This is a genomic window from Methanobrevibacter sp. (assembly GCF_017409525.1).
Taxonomy (GTDB): Archaea; Methanobacteriota; Methanobacteria; order Methanobacteriales; family Methanobacteriaceae; genus Methanocatella.
In genome coordinates this window covers 71,424-86,402 of the sequence record NZ_JAFQSO010000008.1, presented here as the reverse complement: position 1 = coordinate 86,402, position 14,979 = coordinate 71,424, and the positions used below count along the sequence as shown (strand labels likewise).

Genomic DNA, 14,979 nt, shown 5'->3' with positions numbered 1-14,979 from the left:
TTATTTATGCCAGTTGATAAGGATATTAAAAAAGTATTAATTATTGGTTCTGGACCTATTCAAATCGGACAAGCTGCAGAGTTCGATTATTCCGGTTCACAAGCATGTAAATCACTAAGAGAGGAAGGTATTGAAACAGTACTTGTTAACAGTAATCCTGCTACAATTCAAACAGACTTAGGCATGGCAGATACTGTTTATACCGAACCGTTAACTCCTGAAATTGTTGCAAAGATTATAAAAGAAGAAGAAATTGATGCTATTTTACCAACCATGGGCGGACAAACAGGATTAAACATTGCAACCGGTCTTGGGGATTTAGGTTTGCTTGAAGGAATCAAGGTTTTAGGTTCAGATGTTCAAACAATTAAGGATGTAGAAGACAGAGACTTGTTTGCTAATCTTATGGAAGAAATCGAAGAAGAAATTCCAAAGTGTCAGGCTGTTGAAAGTGTTGATGAAGCGCTTGAAGCAGTTAAGGATATTGGATATCCGGTTATTGTAAGGCCAGCTTTCACATTAGGCGGAACTGGTGGGGGAATAGCTCACAATGAAGAAGAATTAATTGAGATTGCAAAACATGGATTGGATATGAGTTTCATCAATCAGGTGCTCATTGACGAATCAGTTCTTGGATGGAAAGAAATCGAATTTGAAGTGATGAGGGACAAGGAAGACACCTGTATCATTGTATGTACTATGGAAAACATTGATCCGATGGGAATCCACACCGGTGACAGTGTTGTTGTTGCTCCTATTCAATGCTTATGCGATGAGACCATTCAAAAGATGCGTGATGCATCAATTAAGATTATCAGGGCATTGGGTATTCGCGGTGGATGTAACATTCAGTTTGCATTAAATCCTGAAACCGATGAATATAAGGTAATTGAAGTAAATCCTCGTGTATCCAGAAGTAGTGCACTTGCATCCAAAGCGACAGGATATCCAATCGCTAAGATTTCATCAAAAGTTGCATTGGGCTTGACCTTAGATGAAATCAAAAACGACATTACCAAAGAGACCCCCGCTTCTTTTGAGCCTGCTATCGATTATGTTGTAATCAAAATCCCAAGATGGCCATTCGATAAGTTCAAAGGAATCGGCCGTGAAGTTGGAGTTCAAATGAAAGCAACAGGAGAGGTAATGGCTATTGGAAGAACCTTTGAAGAGGCATTCCAAAAGGCATTAAGGTCTCTTGATATGGGCTTTGATGGATTTGAATATGTTGAATACACTGAAGAAGATTTAGCAAATCCTACTGATTTGATTTATTTCCAAATTTACTCAGCTATTAAAGATGGAATGGATATCGATAAAATAAGGGAAATCACCAAAATCGATAATTTCTTCTTATACAAAATCAGAAACATCGTTGAGTTCGAAAACGATGTGACTGCTGAAAAATTAAATGATGAGGCATATTTAAGAAAAGCAAAACAATTGGGTTGTTCCAATAAGAGACTTGCAGATTTATCTGGTCAAACTGAAGAATATGTTAGAAACTTGCTTTCAAGATACAATATCAAGCAATCTTACAAAATGGTAGATACCTGTGCTGCAGAGTTTGAGGCTAAAACTCCATATTACTACAGCAGCTATGATGCGGGCAATGAACTTGTATCCACCACTAAGAAAAAAGTTGTTATTCTTGGTGCAGGCCCAATCAGGATTGGTCAAGGTATCGAATTTGATTACTGTTGTGTACACTCTTCATTAGCTCTAAAAGATGACGGCATCGAAACAATTTTAATCAACAACAACCCTGAAACAGTAAGTACAGATTATGATATTTCAGATAAATTGTTCTTTGAACCATTGACATTTGAGGATGTAATGGGGGTAATCGATCAGGAAAAGCCTGATGGTGTTATTGTACAATTCGGTGGTCAGACCTCCATTAACCTGGCTGTTCCTTTAGCCAATGCAGGCGTAAAGATTTTAGGAACTCCATATGAAAGTATCGATAGGGTTGAAGACAGGGAATTGTTTGCAGAACTTTTAGAAAAATTACACATTCACCAAGCACCATATGGTACAGCCAATTCCTTTGAGGAAGCCCGTGAAATTGCAGAAAGGATTACTTTCCCAGTTCTTGTACGTCCATCATATGTTATCGGCGGAAGAGCAATGGAAATTGTTTATGATGTCAATGAGCTTGAAGAATATATGAAAGAGGCCGTAAAAGTATCACCGGACCATCCGATTTTGGTTGATAAGTTCTTGGAAGATGCCATTGAGCTTGATGTTGACCTTTTATGTGATGGTGAAGATGTGTTCATTGCAGGCATTATGGAACACATTGAAGAAGCCGGTGTTCACTCAGGGGATTCTGCATGCGTAATACCTCCTCAGACTATTCCGGCACATATCTTGGATACCATTCGTGAAAATTCAACCAAACTGGCTTTGGAATTGGATGTCAAAGGTTTAATGAATATTCAATATGCAGTTAAACTTGATGAGGAAATGGTCTACATTATTGAAGCTAACCCAAGGGCAAGTAGGACAGTTCCATTCGTAAGTAAAGCTATCGGTGTGCCGCTTGCAAAGGTTGCAACCTGGATTATGCAAGGGGCTAAATTAAAAGACTTTAATTTAACTAAAGAAATCAATATAGGCCACGTGGCTGTAAAAGAGTCTGTATTCCCATTCTTAAAATTACCGGAATCAGACACTATATTGGGACCTGAGATGAAATCCACAGGTGAAAGTATAGGTATTGATGAAAACTTTGGAATGGCATTTTACAAATCACAGCTTTCAGCAGGCATGGAATTGCCTAAGGAAGGTAAAGTATTCATCACAGTTAAAGAACTGGATAAGAAAAAAATCAGGCCTATTGCAGAAAAAGCAGCTAATTTAGGATTTAGTATTGCCGCAACTGACGGTACCGGTAAGGCCACTGGTTTAGATGATATCGAAATAATTAAAAAGGTATCTCAAGGATCCCCTAATATTAGGGATGCAATCTTAAATAAAGAAATTGATTTAATAATTAACACTTCTGAGGGTAAACAATCTGCAAAAGATGGTTATATCATCAGAAGATTGGCTATTGAACTGGGCATACCTTACGTAACTACATTGGCCGGTGCAAGAGCAGCATTAAATGCGATTGCTGCTGTGCAAAATAGTGAAATCAATGTTAAATCTTTAAACGAATATGTTGATGGAGAATAAATATTCTCTATCCTTTTTTAATTATTATAAAGGTATTCTTCAATATTGATACCGCAGGAAGGACATTCTTCCACGCCAATTTTTAACCTGCTTTTACACTTAGGACAGAAGTTTAGCTGAACTTTATATTCTTTATTTTGATCAATCACAATATTGACTTCAATCCTTTCGCTAATATTGGTTTTTAAAACACTTTTATCCCAATCATTATCCATCAAAAGCTTTTTGTAGTAGAACGCTTCGGTCATCGTATCGTAATAGCCGATTACATCCTCCATTCGTTTGATGTAGAATTTCCTTTTTTTGTGATTAAAGAGGATTTCCCCTTCCCTTTCTTTTTTGTTAATTTTTGTTCCTTTTATTCTTCCTTTAGGTCTTTTTTCAGGAAACGGTGGCAGTTCCATATTTTCATACTTGTTTTCCAAATCGCATTCGACAAGCAGGTCATAATCAAAATTACAAAAAAATAGTGCATCCCTTTCATATAATGCATCTGATAATTTACTGAACTCTCCATAGTCTTTATTATTATGTTTAACTCTATATACATCGCCAGTTTTTACTATATTCCTGTAGAAGTATCTTATCTCTTGAGAGTTAATGTAAATCATCTCCTTTACTTATGAAACGATGAAGTTGGGATTTGAATATTTTATAAAAAAGTTGCAAATTACTTAGTTAATATTATCTTTTATGATTAAATAAATTTAATTGATTAGGATAAATTTTATAAATAAAAAAAATTAGAATTTCCATTAATGTTTACTATAGCAAATGGAATTATATTGAAAGGTCAAAATTTGGTTTCATCAAAGGAAAACATTGTCGTTGATGACGGCAGGATTATAGAAATCGGAAAGGATTTGTCTGAAGGCAAGATTATCGATGTTGATGGGGCTGTTGTTTGTCCTTCTTTTATAAATGGCCACATTCATATTGGCGACTCAATTATTAAGGATGAGGGTTACGGTTTGTCATTAAGTGAAATGGTCAAGCCGCCTAATGGAGTTAAACATAAGGCTTTGGCAAATGCTGAGGATGATGAGATGATTGGGGCAATGATATCATCAATGTGGGATATGGTAAACTCCGGAACCACTCATTTCATTGATTATCGTGAAGGTGGCCTTCATGGCATCAAACTTCTAAAAGAAGCTAGCAGGGATATCCCAATCAAACCAGTTATTTTGGGTCGTGATGATAGCTTTTATGGCGATGATCCTGATTTGTCAAAAGTCAAAACAGCTATTCGCAAAATTCTAAAGGTTGCTGATGGAATAGCTCCAAGCGGGTTTGGTGAAATTACAGATGAAGTGGCCAGATTAATAGTTGATGAATGTAGTAAGCAGGGTAAGATTTCTTCAATTCATGTAGCGGAATCCGAAAAAAACCAAATTGAATCATTGGAAAAATGCAACAAAACCGAAATTGAAAAAGGTGTTGACGCTAACTTTTCTCAGTTGGTCCATGTTACAAATCCGAAAAATGATGATTTGGATTTGATTAAGAATTCCTCTTCAAATGTTGTCGTTTGTCCAAGGGCCAATGCAGCATTGAATGTTGGGGTATGCAAGCTAAATGAAATGTTAAACTTGGGCATCCGTCCATTGATTGGAAGTGATAATGTCATGCTAAACTCTCCGAACATGCTTAGGGAGTTGGAATTTAGCTTGAAATTGATGTCAGTTTATTATAAAAGTTACATTGACCCTGCAATGTTATTGCAGATGGCAACAACAAATGTCTGCAGTCATGAGATTAATAATGTGGTACAAAAGTCGTACATAAATGAGGGCGATTTTGCGGAATTAATTATTTTTAAATCTTTTTCTAAAGACCCACATCTTAATATATGTAATCGTTGCGAAACGAAAAATATATTATATATCATTAATAAAAAATGTATTGTATAATATCATGGATATAAATCTATATATTATGGGAGATGTTAATGATGTATAAAAGAATATTGGTCCCTACCGATGGATCAGAATTTGCAAAAAAAGCTCAAAAACATGCCTTGTTTTTAGCCAAGGTTACTGGGGCTGAAATAGTCGCTGTGAGTGTCACAGAAAATAATTTTGTTAACGGACTTCCATTAGATGATGAAATAAACCAGTTAAATCAACTCTTAAAAGAAAGATCAGAAGAGAACCTTAAAGAATTCGATGAATTAAATGAAGATAATTTAAAAATCAATCACATCGTTAAAGAAGGGTCTCCGGCTAAATGTATTTTAGAAGTGGCAAAAGAAGAAGAAGTTGATTTAATAGTAATAGGTAGTTCCGGTAAATCCGGTTTCGATAGATTTATTATGGGCAGTGTAGCAGATAAAGTTGTAAATTCGGCTAAATGTGCAGTGCTCGTTATTCATTAAGGTATTGTAAATTTTATATTTATTTGTTAATAAAGGTGTTTTTATGTTAGTTAAAAGAACTATGTCTAAAAATGTAGTAAGCGTTTCTGTTCCAGGTAACAGAGAAAAAGTTTTAGACTTAATGAGAAAGGAAAACAAAGCAGTGCTTCCTGTTGTTAAAGAAGATACTGATATTTTAGTAGGACTAGTAACTCGTTCTGATTTAATTAATAATCCTGATGAAGAACAAATTGCAATGTTGATGACTAGAGATTTAGTTACTGTCAATCCTGGAGATGACGTAACTGATGCAGCTCGCAAGATGATTGAAAACGACGTAAGAAGAGTTCCTGTTGTAAATGATGATGGGGAACTTGTTGGAATCATCACTTCATTTGACTTGGTATCTAAAGCTTTAACTAAAATTACTGTTGATGATGCTGTTGAAAATTATATGATTACCACTGTTCCAACCACTTGGGAAAAAGCTCCATTAAATGTAGCTTTTGAAAGTATGAATCAATTCGGATTAAAATCCATTTTGGCTTTAGATGATGATGCTAAATTATCCGGAATTTTAACAGAAACTGATTTTATCTCTGAAATCGAAATTATCTCTGAAAGAAGTGAACACAGTTCCACTGTTGGTACTGAAGGAGATAAATGGTCATGGGACAGCACTTCTGTTTTATACATTGAGAAAAATCATTTGAAATTCACTGATAAAGTAGTATGTGATGTTGCAGTGGGCAATGTTGAAGTGGCTAACTCCAAAACCAAAGTTTCAGACTGCGCTAAAAAAATGAAATCCTTAAACATCGAACAAATTCCGGTCATCGGCGTTGAAGGTGATTTAGTCGGTCTTGTAAGAGCTAGCGATTTAATTAAGGCATTAGTAGAATAACTGTGATATGATGGCTGTTAGTCCAGTATTGGTGATTAAAGTAGTTGATGACAGTTCCGTTGGAGTTCGTGCAAGATTATATGATGATTTTGTCGAACATGAAATAGTCCTCAACTCTGTTCTTACCTATTGGTGGGCTAATGAGTTGCCTCCTGCCGTGAAATTTTTGGAGCTGTTTGAATCAGTGATAAAGAGAACCATCAACGAGTTGATGCCTCATAAGGAGTTAAAACTCAAATATGAGGTTAAGGCTAATGATGAGTTGGAAAACGCTTCTGAAATTGAAATCAATCTAATAGAAATAGAGGCTGACAACACTGGTTTTAAGATTGATGGCAAACAATTGGTTTTAAAAGGCTTGACAAAAGTTTCCGAAGATCACGAAACTAATGAAATTTTTAAAACCATTGAAAAAACTATTGAAACTCCAGACATCGTTTTGAAAAAATATCAGGAAATGAATAGGTGAGTTTGATAACTTAATTTTATAATGTTTGACGATGGCGGAAATGCTTTCATTAACATTGATATTCGATTAATTAAATCGATACCTTTATCTTATTTTTATCATTTATTTCAAGGGGATTTTGTTTTAATTAATTTTAATCAAAAATCTCAATGAAATGTTGTGGGATATCTACATCACTTAATTAAAAATTAGAATTATGCTTCATTTTTAATATACTCAAGTAATTCTTTTGCATCTTCTTTTTTAATGTCTGCTGATTTGCGAATGAAATCAATGAGTTTGTCCTTTTTATCATTGTCCAGATTTGATGCGCTCAATGTTTGAGCATAATTTCTTTTGGGATAAAATGTTTTTTTGGCAATTGCAAGCAATTCGTCTTTTTCCGTTTCGGTAATGATATTTTTATCAACGGCATTTGTAAAAACATATTTCATATTGATTAATGGTTCTGAAAGCGCTTCTAAAGTTTCTGAGTCAAGCATCACTGCAACATCATCATCGGAATCCACTTCTCCTGTTGCATATTGGTTGTAAACATAACCAACTCCAGTCATTCCTAATGTATCTAGCTCTGATGCCCTTAAAGCGCCCATGCTTGAAGCTCCATAAACCCTAACGCCTTTTTTAATCACGTTTAAAATTTCCTTATGGCCAACGGCGGAGTTTTGGTGGAATACTCCATCGATTATTCCGATAATGTCGGGATTTTCCTTCAAGGCCAAGTTCAAATCTCCTCTCTGAATTGGTCTTTTATAAATTACTTCATTATTGTCATCGGAGTCTAAAATTTCTTTTGCTTCGCTAAATGGGATTGATAGTCCTGTATAAATAATTATTTTTGTCATTTTATCTTACTTTTAAAAATCTGTAACCTGCTCTAGACGGATCGATTGCATAAATTTCCATTTCAGGAATAATGACGCGAACAACGCTAATGTCCAATTCAGGTCTTGTAAGGTCGGTGTATAAAATTTTGCTAATGTCATTGGATATTAGTTCTTCTTTAACAATTTCAATATCTTCGGTTATTGATGTTGTGGCCTTATTTTCGATATCTGATAGGCTAATCTTTTCTTCTTCCTCTTTGAAATAATATTTATTGATTCTTTTCATTCGCTCATAGCCTGCTTCACGAGCAAAGTCCGCTCTGACAGTGTCTTCACGAGCGCCATTGATTTGAGTCGCTCTGCTTTGAGCCACTTCTGTTAAGGCTCTTAAAATTGCAACTTCCGGGTCTAGGTGAGTTCCCATTCCCAATGTTAAGAGTCCAGCATCTCTTGTTACTGTGTCATCTGCTGAAGCGGCAATTGTCGGAACATTAATGTCTGCAGTGAAATCCATTAATTTAATATTAATGCCTTCGGATTCGAATTTATCGATGGTATCATTGACGATTTCACTTTCAATACTGCTTGTATCAATTTGGGCATAATTTTTATGTGTCAGCTCAAAGATGCTCCAGGCATCCCTTTCAATTACTTCAAACATCCCATGCAATATGGATTCTTCCAGTATGTTTCCGGAAGCAAGGCCATTGGTATTTGATTTAAATAAACTGGTTATATCATTTTCATGTGTGTATGGGTGAAAAACAGCATTTGTCGGAACATAATAATCTTTATTTGATATCAAATCATGCGATAGGCTCCATTCTAATCTCAAATCATTAATGCATTTTTTTTCAAGTTCTTTTGGAAGATTCAATGATTCAGGTTCGATGAACTCGCCAAACTCAGAAATCTCGGATGGGCTGGCAACAATAACTTCATCGCTATCTTGCCTTTCAGCGGAATATCTTTCAAAACCTTCCATCATTGCTGATGCTTTGGCATGATTTTTAGAAATTCCTTTCCCACCATAGATGCTGACTCCGCCCTCTTCAGCGGTTGGTCTAATGGCAGTGTATATCGGAAGGCCAATCCTATCCAAATCGGTGATGTCTGCAATACGGGTTATTCCTGCTGTCTTTAATTTATCCTGGGTAATCTCAATCGTTTTCTTCGGAGCTATTACCCTATGAGTTCCTTCAAAATATGTAATCTCTTCCGTCATCTTAAAATCCTATGATTAATCTAACAATATTTTCAACACCTATTGTCATGTACAACAGGGTCATGATTCCTGCGATTCCTATTGTGGCAATCCAAATTCCAACATTCCAGTTTAACACTTTAGATCCATCTAAATTACCTATCGGAAGCAAATTGAATGCAGCTAAAAAGCTATTAATGGAATAACCTAGTGAACAGATTACAAAGACTAACCGTGCTGTTGGTGAATAGAAGGCAGTAGGATAGACCCATGTTGCAATAAGAAGAAATATTAATGCAAGCACGATATTTACAATAGGTCCGGCAATTGATATTCTCCCGTTTATTTCATCGGTCATGTAATTTGCATATGTGTAAACTGCGCCAGGTGCAGCAAATACAAATCCGAAAAATGAAGTAACGAGTGCAAATAGCAACCCTTGTGGCCATAATTTGAATTCAGCCCAGTATCCGTATTTCATTGATACAAATTTGTGTCCGAGTTCATGTAATATAAAGCCAAGACCTACGCCAACCATAATTGGTGGAAGTATTTGGGCTAAGGCATTCATATCACGTCCGGTATTTGCAATTCCGAAACATAGGGAAATAACGATGAATGCAATTATTAAATCTCTTACTTCACTAGCTGTAAATTTAATCATGATTTTAAAATATCTAATTTTATATATAAAGTTTTTTCTAATATTAACTATGGATGAACATGTAACAAATATCATAAATGATTTAAAAAAAGATAATGTTCAAGCTTATTTGCTTACAAAATTCACTAATGTTGAATATATTTCAAATTATAGGCCAACCAGCTTTGCATTTTGTGTAATTAAGGAGGAACCTATTATTTATGTCTCCAGCATGGATATGGAGATTGCTAAAAATAATTCCTCTCTTGAAGTTAAAGAATACGAATCAATGGATGTGATGATTAAGGAGCTAAAAAGTGAAGGAATCAAGAATTTGGCCATCGAGCCAAGTTTGCCGTTCGGCAGCTATGAAAAGCTTAAGGATGACTTTACAATCGATTCAAAAACATACATTGACAAGCAACGTATGATAAAAACAACACTGGAAATTGAAAAAATCAAAAAAGCGACAGAAATTGCTCAAAAGTCATTTTTACAGCTGGATATTTTGAACAATAAAAACACTGAAAAGGAAATAGCTTTTGATTTGGTCAGATTGATGATAGAAAATGGGGCCTCAAAGGAATCATTCGACACAATCGTAACGAGTGGGGCCAGTTCAAGCTTACCTCATGCAATACCTCAAGCTAAGAGGCTAGAAAAACCTATTTTAATAGATTGGGGAGCGATTTTTGAAGGATATTGCTCTGATAATACTCGAACCATTGTCTATAATGAAAAACAACAAGAAATTTGGGATATTGTCGCTGAAGCGCATGATAAGGCGATTAAAGCCATCAGGCCAGGTCTTAAATGCATCGAAATTGATAAGGTTGCAAGGGACATCATAGCCGATTATGGTTATGGTGATAGATTCATTCATTCAACAGGCCATAGTTTAGGTCTTGATATTCATGAAACTCCCGGATTTTCAATTCGTGATGAAACGGTAATTGAAGAGGGCATGGTCATAACAGTTGAGCCAGGCATATATCTGGAAGGTGAATTCGGGGTAAGGCTTGAAGATACCGTTGCCATTTATAAGAAAGCCAATGTGATTGGGGATTTGCCTTTAAAAATTGAGTAATTAGTTGGTGATGTAGCCATTATCCTTTTAGGTTTGGAATCAATGATTAATGAAATGGGAATACTGGGGGTATTGAAAAAAGCAACAAAATAAGTTGCTTTTTATTATCCTCCTCCCGGAATAGTATATTTGTCATTTATTCCGTAGAATATTCCGTCTCCTTTGCGTTTTTCAGTAACATTGGATAATGTGTTATCAAATATAATGTTTAACATTTTATATCCGTCCTTGTCAATGAAATCAGATATTTTAGAGTTATTTTCTCTTGATTTCAATGCCTCTTTTTCAATGTTGAAGCATGCCGCCAAAATTATTTGCTCGGCATTTTCTTCGATTGATTCTGGAGGATATTTTTCACTTAGTTCTTCTGATTTAAGATAATCTTGGAAGGTTTTCCACTCTTTTTTGATTTCTTTTCCTTTAGATGTAAATTTGCCATTTTCTAAAATGTCTTTATAATCTTTTGAAGTAAAATTGTTTTCATTTTCCAAAGCATTTTTAAATTCTATGAAATCGTCCTGGAAGTTATTGGCTATTGCTGAGTTTTTGCTTTTCTTCAGCATATCCTTCAAGTTGAATTTTTTTGAGTTGTTCATTCTTTTCAGTAGGTTGATAGCTAAGGTTTCTGAAGTTTTTAGCTCTCCTTTATTTGCTAGTCTAAGGGTGATGTTTTTCATGACTTCCACATCTTCTTCTGAAAGATTTTTACCTATTTCATGTGGGTTTTCCCAATCTATATCACATTTAATTTGCTCTTGATTAATTAAATCGAGAATTGTAAGTGATAAAGAATTTATGGCTATTTTAGGTTTGCTCAATTTTTTATTTGCAAATACTGTTGCAATGAGTGGATATGCATCATCGCTTGGGGGATTTTTAATATCTTCATTTTCAATATTTTTACTTTTTAAACCTAACATTTTCATCACGAACCAATATTTTGGATAATTTGGTTTTCTTTGTATATTAAATTATTTATTAGGGTTCATATTAAATATTTCTAATTTTAGCATTTTTATCTAAATTAGATCATTAATGTCATATTCCATGATTTTTCCAACATCGTATTTGGAAGCTATTGCCAATTTGTAATCATTGATGTTGAATAGGCTAAATTTTATATTGTTTTCATCATTTTTGAGCTTGATTTCATCTTTGATGATGATTTCAAAGCTGTCCAATTTTAGATTAAAGCCCAGGCCAGTGTATTTCATATAGCTTTCTTTTAAAACCCAGTATGTGAAAAATTCGTCTTGGGGGTTGTCTGAGTTCATTATGCTTTCATATTCTTTATTGTAGAAGTATTGCTTGGCTATGTTCAAGTCAATTGCAGGATCTATCATTTCGACATCCACTCCAACTTCCCCATCGGATACCGCACAGGCGACTAATTTGCTTGAATGGCTCAAATTAAAATAAATGTTTTCATGGTTGGATATGTATGCCTTGCCATATCTTCCAATTTTAAAAATAGGTTGGGTGATGCCTTCTTCAGTTAGTAATTTGTTCAATAGTAGATATGCTCCAGCACTAAGCTTTTTATCTTTTTCAAATCTAAAATTGTCCACTTTTGATTTCCTGCTTTTGGGCAATAGATTATAGGCTTTGGTTAAATCTAAATTATCAACATCACAAAAGGCAAATTTTATCATTCTATCTTTAAGTATATTAATGTCATATCATCAAATTGTTCCGCACCTTTGGTGAAGTCATTGATGTCATCTAAAAGAGGCTTTATCGGGTCGGTGTCTAATTTAAATCCATTAAAGAAGTCTCGGAGCCTGTCTTCACCGTACATATCGTTTTCCTTATTGTTGGCATCTGTTATTCCGTCGGTATATGCAACTAATTGTTTTGAAAATGTTAATTCTTCACATACAAACTCATAATCTTCCATTATTCCCAAAACAATTCCAGTATCAATATTCAAGTATTTGAACTCATCATTTTCTTTTATTAATGGAGGGTTATGTCCTGCATTTGAGAATGTTAGTTTTTTGGTTGCTTTATTATAAATTCCAAGCCATAATGTAATGAACATGGATTCGGAATTATTTTCAGCTAGCTGATTATTTAATAGATATAACACTTTGGAAGGGTCTTTTTCATGTTTGAGCAATTGTTGCAGTATCGCCTGCGTAATTGTTGCAAGCAGTGCGGCTGGAACGCCTTTTCCTGATGCATCACCGATTACAATAGCCAAATTATCGTCATCTATCTCATAATAATCAAAGAAGTCCCCTCCAACTTCCTTTGCAGGATGTGAGTAACCGTTAACAATGTAATCATCATTTATGAGGGCTTCAGTCGGCAGGTTTGCAGCCTGAATTTTTGTTGCGATATCAAGTTCTGCTTTTATGCGCTCTTTTTCACCTTCAATCTCATGGATATTTTCAATATATTGGTTGTTGTGATTAATTAAATCGGTGTAGGAGCGTGCAAGGGTTCCGATTTCATTCTGTTCATTGATGTACTTTGAATAGATTTCCACCAGTCCTTCGGTTTCGATTTTTTCGTCTTCTTTGATAAATTTTTCAATTTCTGAAAATGATGAAATCGGTTTGATTACCTTATTTTCAATGTATTTTAAAATAACTATTCCTGGAATAAAGAATAATATTATGAGGGCATCACTAATTATGAGTAAAGGCATCAGATATATGAAGAGATTCATTTCATTGCCTGTGTCTAAGCTTTCCACAAACCCATAACTAAAAAGGGAGATTATTATTCCGATAATGGCAATAAGTAGTGTCGTTGTTAGAAAGACATTCACAATCTTAGTGACTATTGTATTCTCTTCATTTTCTTCTACTTTATTTTCAACCGGTTTTGTTAAAAATGCAAATAATAAGATTCCGATTGATATTAATTCTGCATATATGATATGGGAATCTATGTCCAATACTAATGTTGTCATGGAAATTAGGCAAACAAGTAATAATAGGCAGAATATTATCTGGTATAATCTTTTATTGAATGGTCTTTTGGATGGTTCTGGAGTGTATACAAAATCAATCTTTTTAGATAACCAGATGAATATTATCCCAAAGACAAATGCAATATTTATAAAATTCATAAAATAATAAACAGTGATATATTGGTCTAAATCCATGTCAAATAAAACATAGATTAAATTACCGTGGACTACTGAATAGATAAATCCGCAGATTATTATAATTGATAAAAATAGGAGGACATGGTAAAAATTATCTAAGTTTGGTTTTGTAATTTTATGGCCTCTAAAACTGGTGTACCAGAGTTTATAGGATAAATATGAAACTCCAAAACTAAAAATGGCTGATGGTAGTATTTCAATAGGGAAATATCCGTTTAGAAGATCGATTACTATGTTTGCAGCCACGGCACCCAAAGAACCATATGGGCCAAATATTAATCCAAAAACAAATAATAGGCCTACATGGGGGATACTTACTCCCATTTCAAGAAAAATATCGCTGTTAGAAGCAAAATAAGCAATAAACATACCTATGAATGGGATCAATATGTTTCTTAGTTTGGTTTTCATCATTCCACTTTTTTAGTTATTTTTAAGTGATTTTCACCGTTAATGTTGGCGTAGTCTAAATCGTCAGACAGTTCTTTGGTTAAAAAGATTCCAAGCCCGCCAATTGGGGCGTCCTCAATTGTTTGGGGAGCCTCGCGGTCTTCTTTTAGGAGAGGATTGAATTCGACTCCATTGTCAATAAACTCCAATGTTAATATTGGATGGTCATATTCAACATTAACAGTTATAAAATCGGTTTTTGAGTAGTGTACAATATTTACAAAAACTTCTTCAACAATTAAATTAACTTGAAGGTTTTCTTGAGATAGTTTATTTGAGATAAACTCATTTATTGTGTATAACTCTTTTAATTCTGGCTTAAGGGTTATTGAATTCATTCTATCTTTAATATTTTATCAAAACCGGACATCCTGAATATTTCGCTGACAGTATCATTAACGTTTTTAATAACAAATGGGATATTGTCGGCTTTTAGTTTTTTCTGGGTTGCAATTAATACTCTAAGCCCTGCACTTGAGATGTATTCCAAACCGGTAAAATCCATTATCAAGGAATCGAAATTGCCCATTTCTGCATTAATTTCAGTTTCCAAGTCCTGTGAGGTTATAGTATCAATACGGCCATCAACAGATAAGGTCAATTCTTTTTCATTATATTTTTTTTCAATGTTCATAGTAATCCTCAAAACTATTTTTGTATATTATATTATTTAATTTGTTAACTTTTAAATATTTTATTTAATAGAAATTATAAATAATAGGAGAATTTGGAGGATTT

Annotated in this window: 15 protein-coding genes; 6 read left to right on the top strand and 9 right to left on the bottom strand. The window is 34.4% G+C overall.

Going from position 1 to position 14,979, the window contains the following annotated elements; translation table 11 throughout:
• The first annotated feature begins 6 nt into the window (after positions 1-6).
• Complete coding sequence (carB, locus tag IJE64_RS04035; protein ID WP_292782378.1) at positions 7-3,183, top strand: carbamoyl-phosphate synthase large subunit; 3,177 nt, start codon at positions 7-9, stop codon at positions 3,181-3,183.
• Between the two features lie 17 nt (positions 3,184-3,200).
• Here carB and IJE64_RS04030 read toward each other — a convergent pair whose 3' ends face one another.
• Positions 3,201-3,794 carry a zinc ribbon domain-containing protein gene (locus tag IJE64_RS04030; RefSeq protein WP_292782376.1) on the bottom strand — a complete coding sequence of 198 codons (594 nt, stop codon included), beginning with the start codon at positions 3,792-3,794 and terminating at the stop codon, positions 3,201-3,203.
• A gap of 147 nt (positions 3,795-3,941) precedes the next feature.
• Here IJE64_RS04030 and IJE64_RS04025 point away from each other — a divergent pair, with 147 nt between their 5' ends.
• From IJE64_RS04025 to IJE64_RS04010, 4 genes are read left to right on the top strand one after another with little or no spacing between them, the layout of a single operon-like run.
• Positions 3,942-5,096: an amidohydrolase family protein gene (locus IJE64_RS04025; protein ID WP_292782373.1), complete on the top strand. Its 1,155-nt coding sequence runs from the start codon at positions 3,942-3,944 to the stop codon at positions 5,094-5,096.
• A 41-nt stretch (positions 5,097-5,137) separates the two neighbouring features.
• A complete protein-coding gene (locus IJE64_RS04020; protein ID WP_342764989.1) occupies positions 5,138-5,560 on the top strand; it encodes a universal stress protein in 423 nt (140 codons plus the stop codon).
• 43 nt (positions 5,561-5,603) lie between these two features.
• Positions 5,604-6,443, top strand: coding sequence for a CBS domain-containing protein (locus IJE64_RS04015; RefSeq protein WP_292782367.1), 840 nt, complete (start codon positions 5,604-5,606; stop codon positions 6,441-6,443).
• A gap of 7 nt (positions 6,444-6,450) precedes the next feature.
• Positions 6,451-6,912, top strand: coding sequence for a hypothetical protein (locus IJE64_RS04010; protein ID WP_292782364.1), 462 nt, complete (start codon positions 6,451-6,453; stop codon positions 6,910-6,912).
• 194 nt (positions 6,913-7,106) lie between these two features.
• Here the strand turns inward: IJE64_RS04010 and IJE64_RS04005 are convergent, their stop codons facing one another.
• Genes IJE64_RS04005 through IJE64_RS03995 form a run of 3 tightly spaced genes read right to left on the bottom strand, consistent with a single transcriptional unit; the run spans position 7,107 to position 9,607 of the window.
• On the bottom strand, positions 7,107-7,757 hold the full coding sequence (locus IJE64_RS04005; protein ID WP_292782361.1) for a TfuA-related McrA-glycine thioamidation protein: 651 nt from the start codon (positions 7,755-7,757) through the stop codon (positions 7,107-7,109).
• Position 7,758: 1 nt separating this feature from the next.
• Positions 7,759-8,964 (bottom strand): YcaO-related McrA-glycine thioamidation protein, encoded by a 1,206-nt coding sequence (locus IJE64_RS04000; protein WP_292782358.1) that lies wholly within the window; start codon positions 8,962-8,964, stop codon positions 7,759-7,761.
• Between the two features lies 1 nt (position 8,965).
• The gene (locus IJE64_RS03995) at positions 8,966-9,607 is read right to left on the bottom strand and encodes a site-2 protease family protein (protein WP_292782355.1); all 642 of its coding nucleotides are present in this window, start codon (positions 9,605-9,607) and stop codon (positions 8,966-8,968) included.
• Positions 9,608-9,656: 49 nt separating this feature from the next.
• Here IJE64_RS03995 and IJE64_RS03990 point away from each other — a divergent pair, with 49 nt between their 5' ends.
• A complete protein-coding gene (locus tag IJE64_RS03990; protein ID WP_292782351.1) occupies positions 9,657-10,673 on the top strand; it encodes an aminopeptidase P family protein in 1,017 nt (338 codons plus the stop codon).
• Positions 10,674-10,777: 104 nt separating this feature from the next.
• On the opposite strand, the gene IJE64_RS03985 is transcribed toward IJE64_RS03990, so the two are convergent.
• The 5 genes from IJE64_RS03985 to IJE64_RS03965 all read right to left on the bottom strand — a co-directional run bounded on the left by IJE64_RS03985 (position 10,778) and on the right by IJE64_RS03965 (position 14,875).
• Complete coding sequence (locus tag IJE64_RS03985) at positions 10,778-11,593, bottom strand: hypothetical protein (RefSeq protein WP_292782349.1); 816 nt, start codon at positions 11,591-11,593, stop codon at positions 10,778-10,780.
• A 99-nt stretch (positions 11,594-11,692) separates the two neighbouring features.
• Entirely contained in the window at positions 11,693-12,325 is a 633-nt protein-coding gene (locus IJE64_RS03980; RefSeq protein WP_292782346.1) for a 4'-phosphopantetheinyl transferase superfamily protein, read from the bottom strand.
• Positions 12,322-14,202 carry a PP2C family protein-serine/threonine phosphatase gene (locus IJE64_RS03975; RefSeq protein ID WP_292782343.1) on the bottom strand — a complete coding sequence of 627 codons (1,881 nt, stop codon included), beginning with the start codon at positions 14,200-14,202 and terminating at the stop codon, positions 12,322-12,324. The genes IJE64_RS03980 and IJE64_RS03975 overlap by 4 nt, the downstream gene beginning before the upstream one ends.
• Complete coding sequence (locus tag IJE64_RS03970; RefSeq protein ID WP_292782341.1) at positions 14,202-14,579, bottom strand: ATP-binding protein; 378 nt, start codon at positions 14,577-14,579, stop codon at positions 14,202-14,204. The genes IJE64_RS03975 and IJE64_RS03970 overlap by 1 nt, the downstream gene beginning before the upstream one ends.
• Complete coding sequence (locus IJE64_RS03965; RefSeq protein ID WP_292782339.1) at positions 14,576-14,875, bottom strand: STAS domain-containing protein; 300 nt, start codon at positions 14,873-14,875, stop codon at positions 14,576-14,578. The genes IJE64_RS03970 and IJE64_RS03965 overlap by 4 nt, the downstream gene beginning before the upstream one ends.
• Positions 14,876-14,979 lie beyond the last annotated feature (104 nt).

What these genes read in the sequence shown, in the direction of transcription:
- IJE64_RS03975 (WP_292782343.1), bottom strand. Translation starts at nt 14,202, where the DNA reads ATGAAAACCAAACTAAGAAACATATTGATCCCATTCATAGGTATGTTT.
- carB (WP_292782378.1), top strand. Translation starts at nt 7, where the DNA reads ATGCCAGTTGATAAGGATATTAAAAAAGTATTAATTATTGGTTCTGGA.
- IJE64_RS03980 (WP_292782346.1), bottom strand. Translation starts at nt 12,325, where the DNA reads ATGATAAAATTTGCCTTTTGTGATGTTGATAATTTAGATTTAACCAAA.
- IJE64_RS04000 (WP_292782358.1), bottom strand. Translation starts at nt 8,964, where the DNA reads ATGACGGAAGAGATTACATATTTTGAAGGAACTCATAGGGTAATAGCT.
- IJE64_RS04015 (WP_292782367.1), top strand. Translation starts at nt 5,604, where the DNA reads ATGTTAGTTAAAAGAACTATGTCTAAAAATGTAGTAAGCGTTTCTGTT.
- IJE64_RS03970 (WP_292782341.1), bottom strand. Translation starts at nt 14,579, where the DNA reads ATGAATTCAATAACCCTTAAGCCAGAATTAAAAGAGTTATACACAATA.
- IJE64_RS03965 (WP_292782339.1), bottom strand. Translation starts at nt 14,875, where the DNA reads ATGAACATTGAAAAAAAATATAATGAAAAAGAATTGACCTTATCTGTT.
- IJE64_RS03985 (WP_292782349.1), bottom strand. Translation starts at nt 11,593, where the DNA reads ATGTTAGGTTTAAAAAGTAAAAATATTGAAAATGAAGATATTAAAAAT.
- IJE64_RS04010 (WP_292782364.1), top strand. Translation starts at nt 6,451, where the DNA reads ATGATGGCTGTTAGTCCAGTATTGGTGATTAAAGTAGTTGATGACAGT.
- IJE64_RS04025 (WP_292782373.1), top strand. Translation starts at nt 3,942, where the DNA reads ATGTTTACTATAGCAAATGGAATTATATTGAAAGGTCAAAATTTGGTT.
- IJE64_RS03990 (WP_292782351.1), top strand. Translation starts at nt 9,657, where the DNA reads ATGGATGAACATGTAACAAATATCATAAATGATTTAAAAAAAGATAAT.
- IJE64_RS04030 (WP_292782376.1), bottom strand. Translation starts at nt 3,794, where the DNA reads ATGATTTACATTAACTCTCAAGAGATAAGATACTTCTACAGGAATATA.
- IJE64_RS03995 (WP_292782355.1), bottom strand. Translation starts at nt 9,607, where the DNA reads ATGATTAAATTTACAGCTAGTGAAGTAAGAGATTTAATAATTGCATTC.
- IJE64_RS04005 (WP_292782361.1), bottom strand. Translation starts at nt 7,757, where the DNA reads ATGACAAAAATAATTATTTATACAGGACTATCAATCCCATTTAGCGAA.
- IJE64_RS04020 (WP_342764989.1), top strand. Translation starts at nt 5,138, where the DNA reads ATGTATAAAAGAATATTGGTCCCTACCGATGGATCAGAATTTGCAAAA.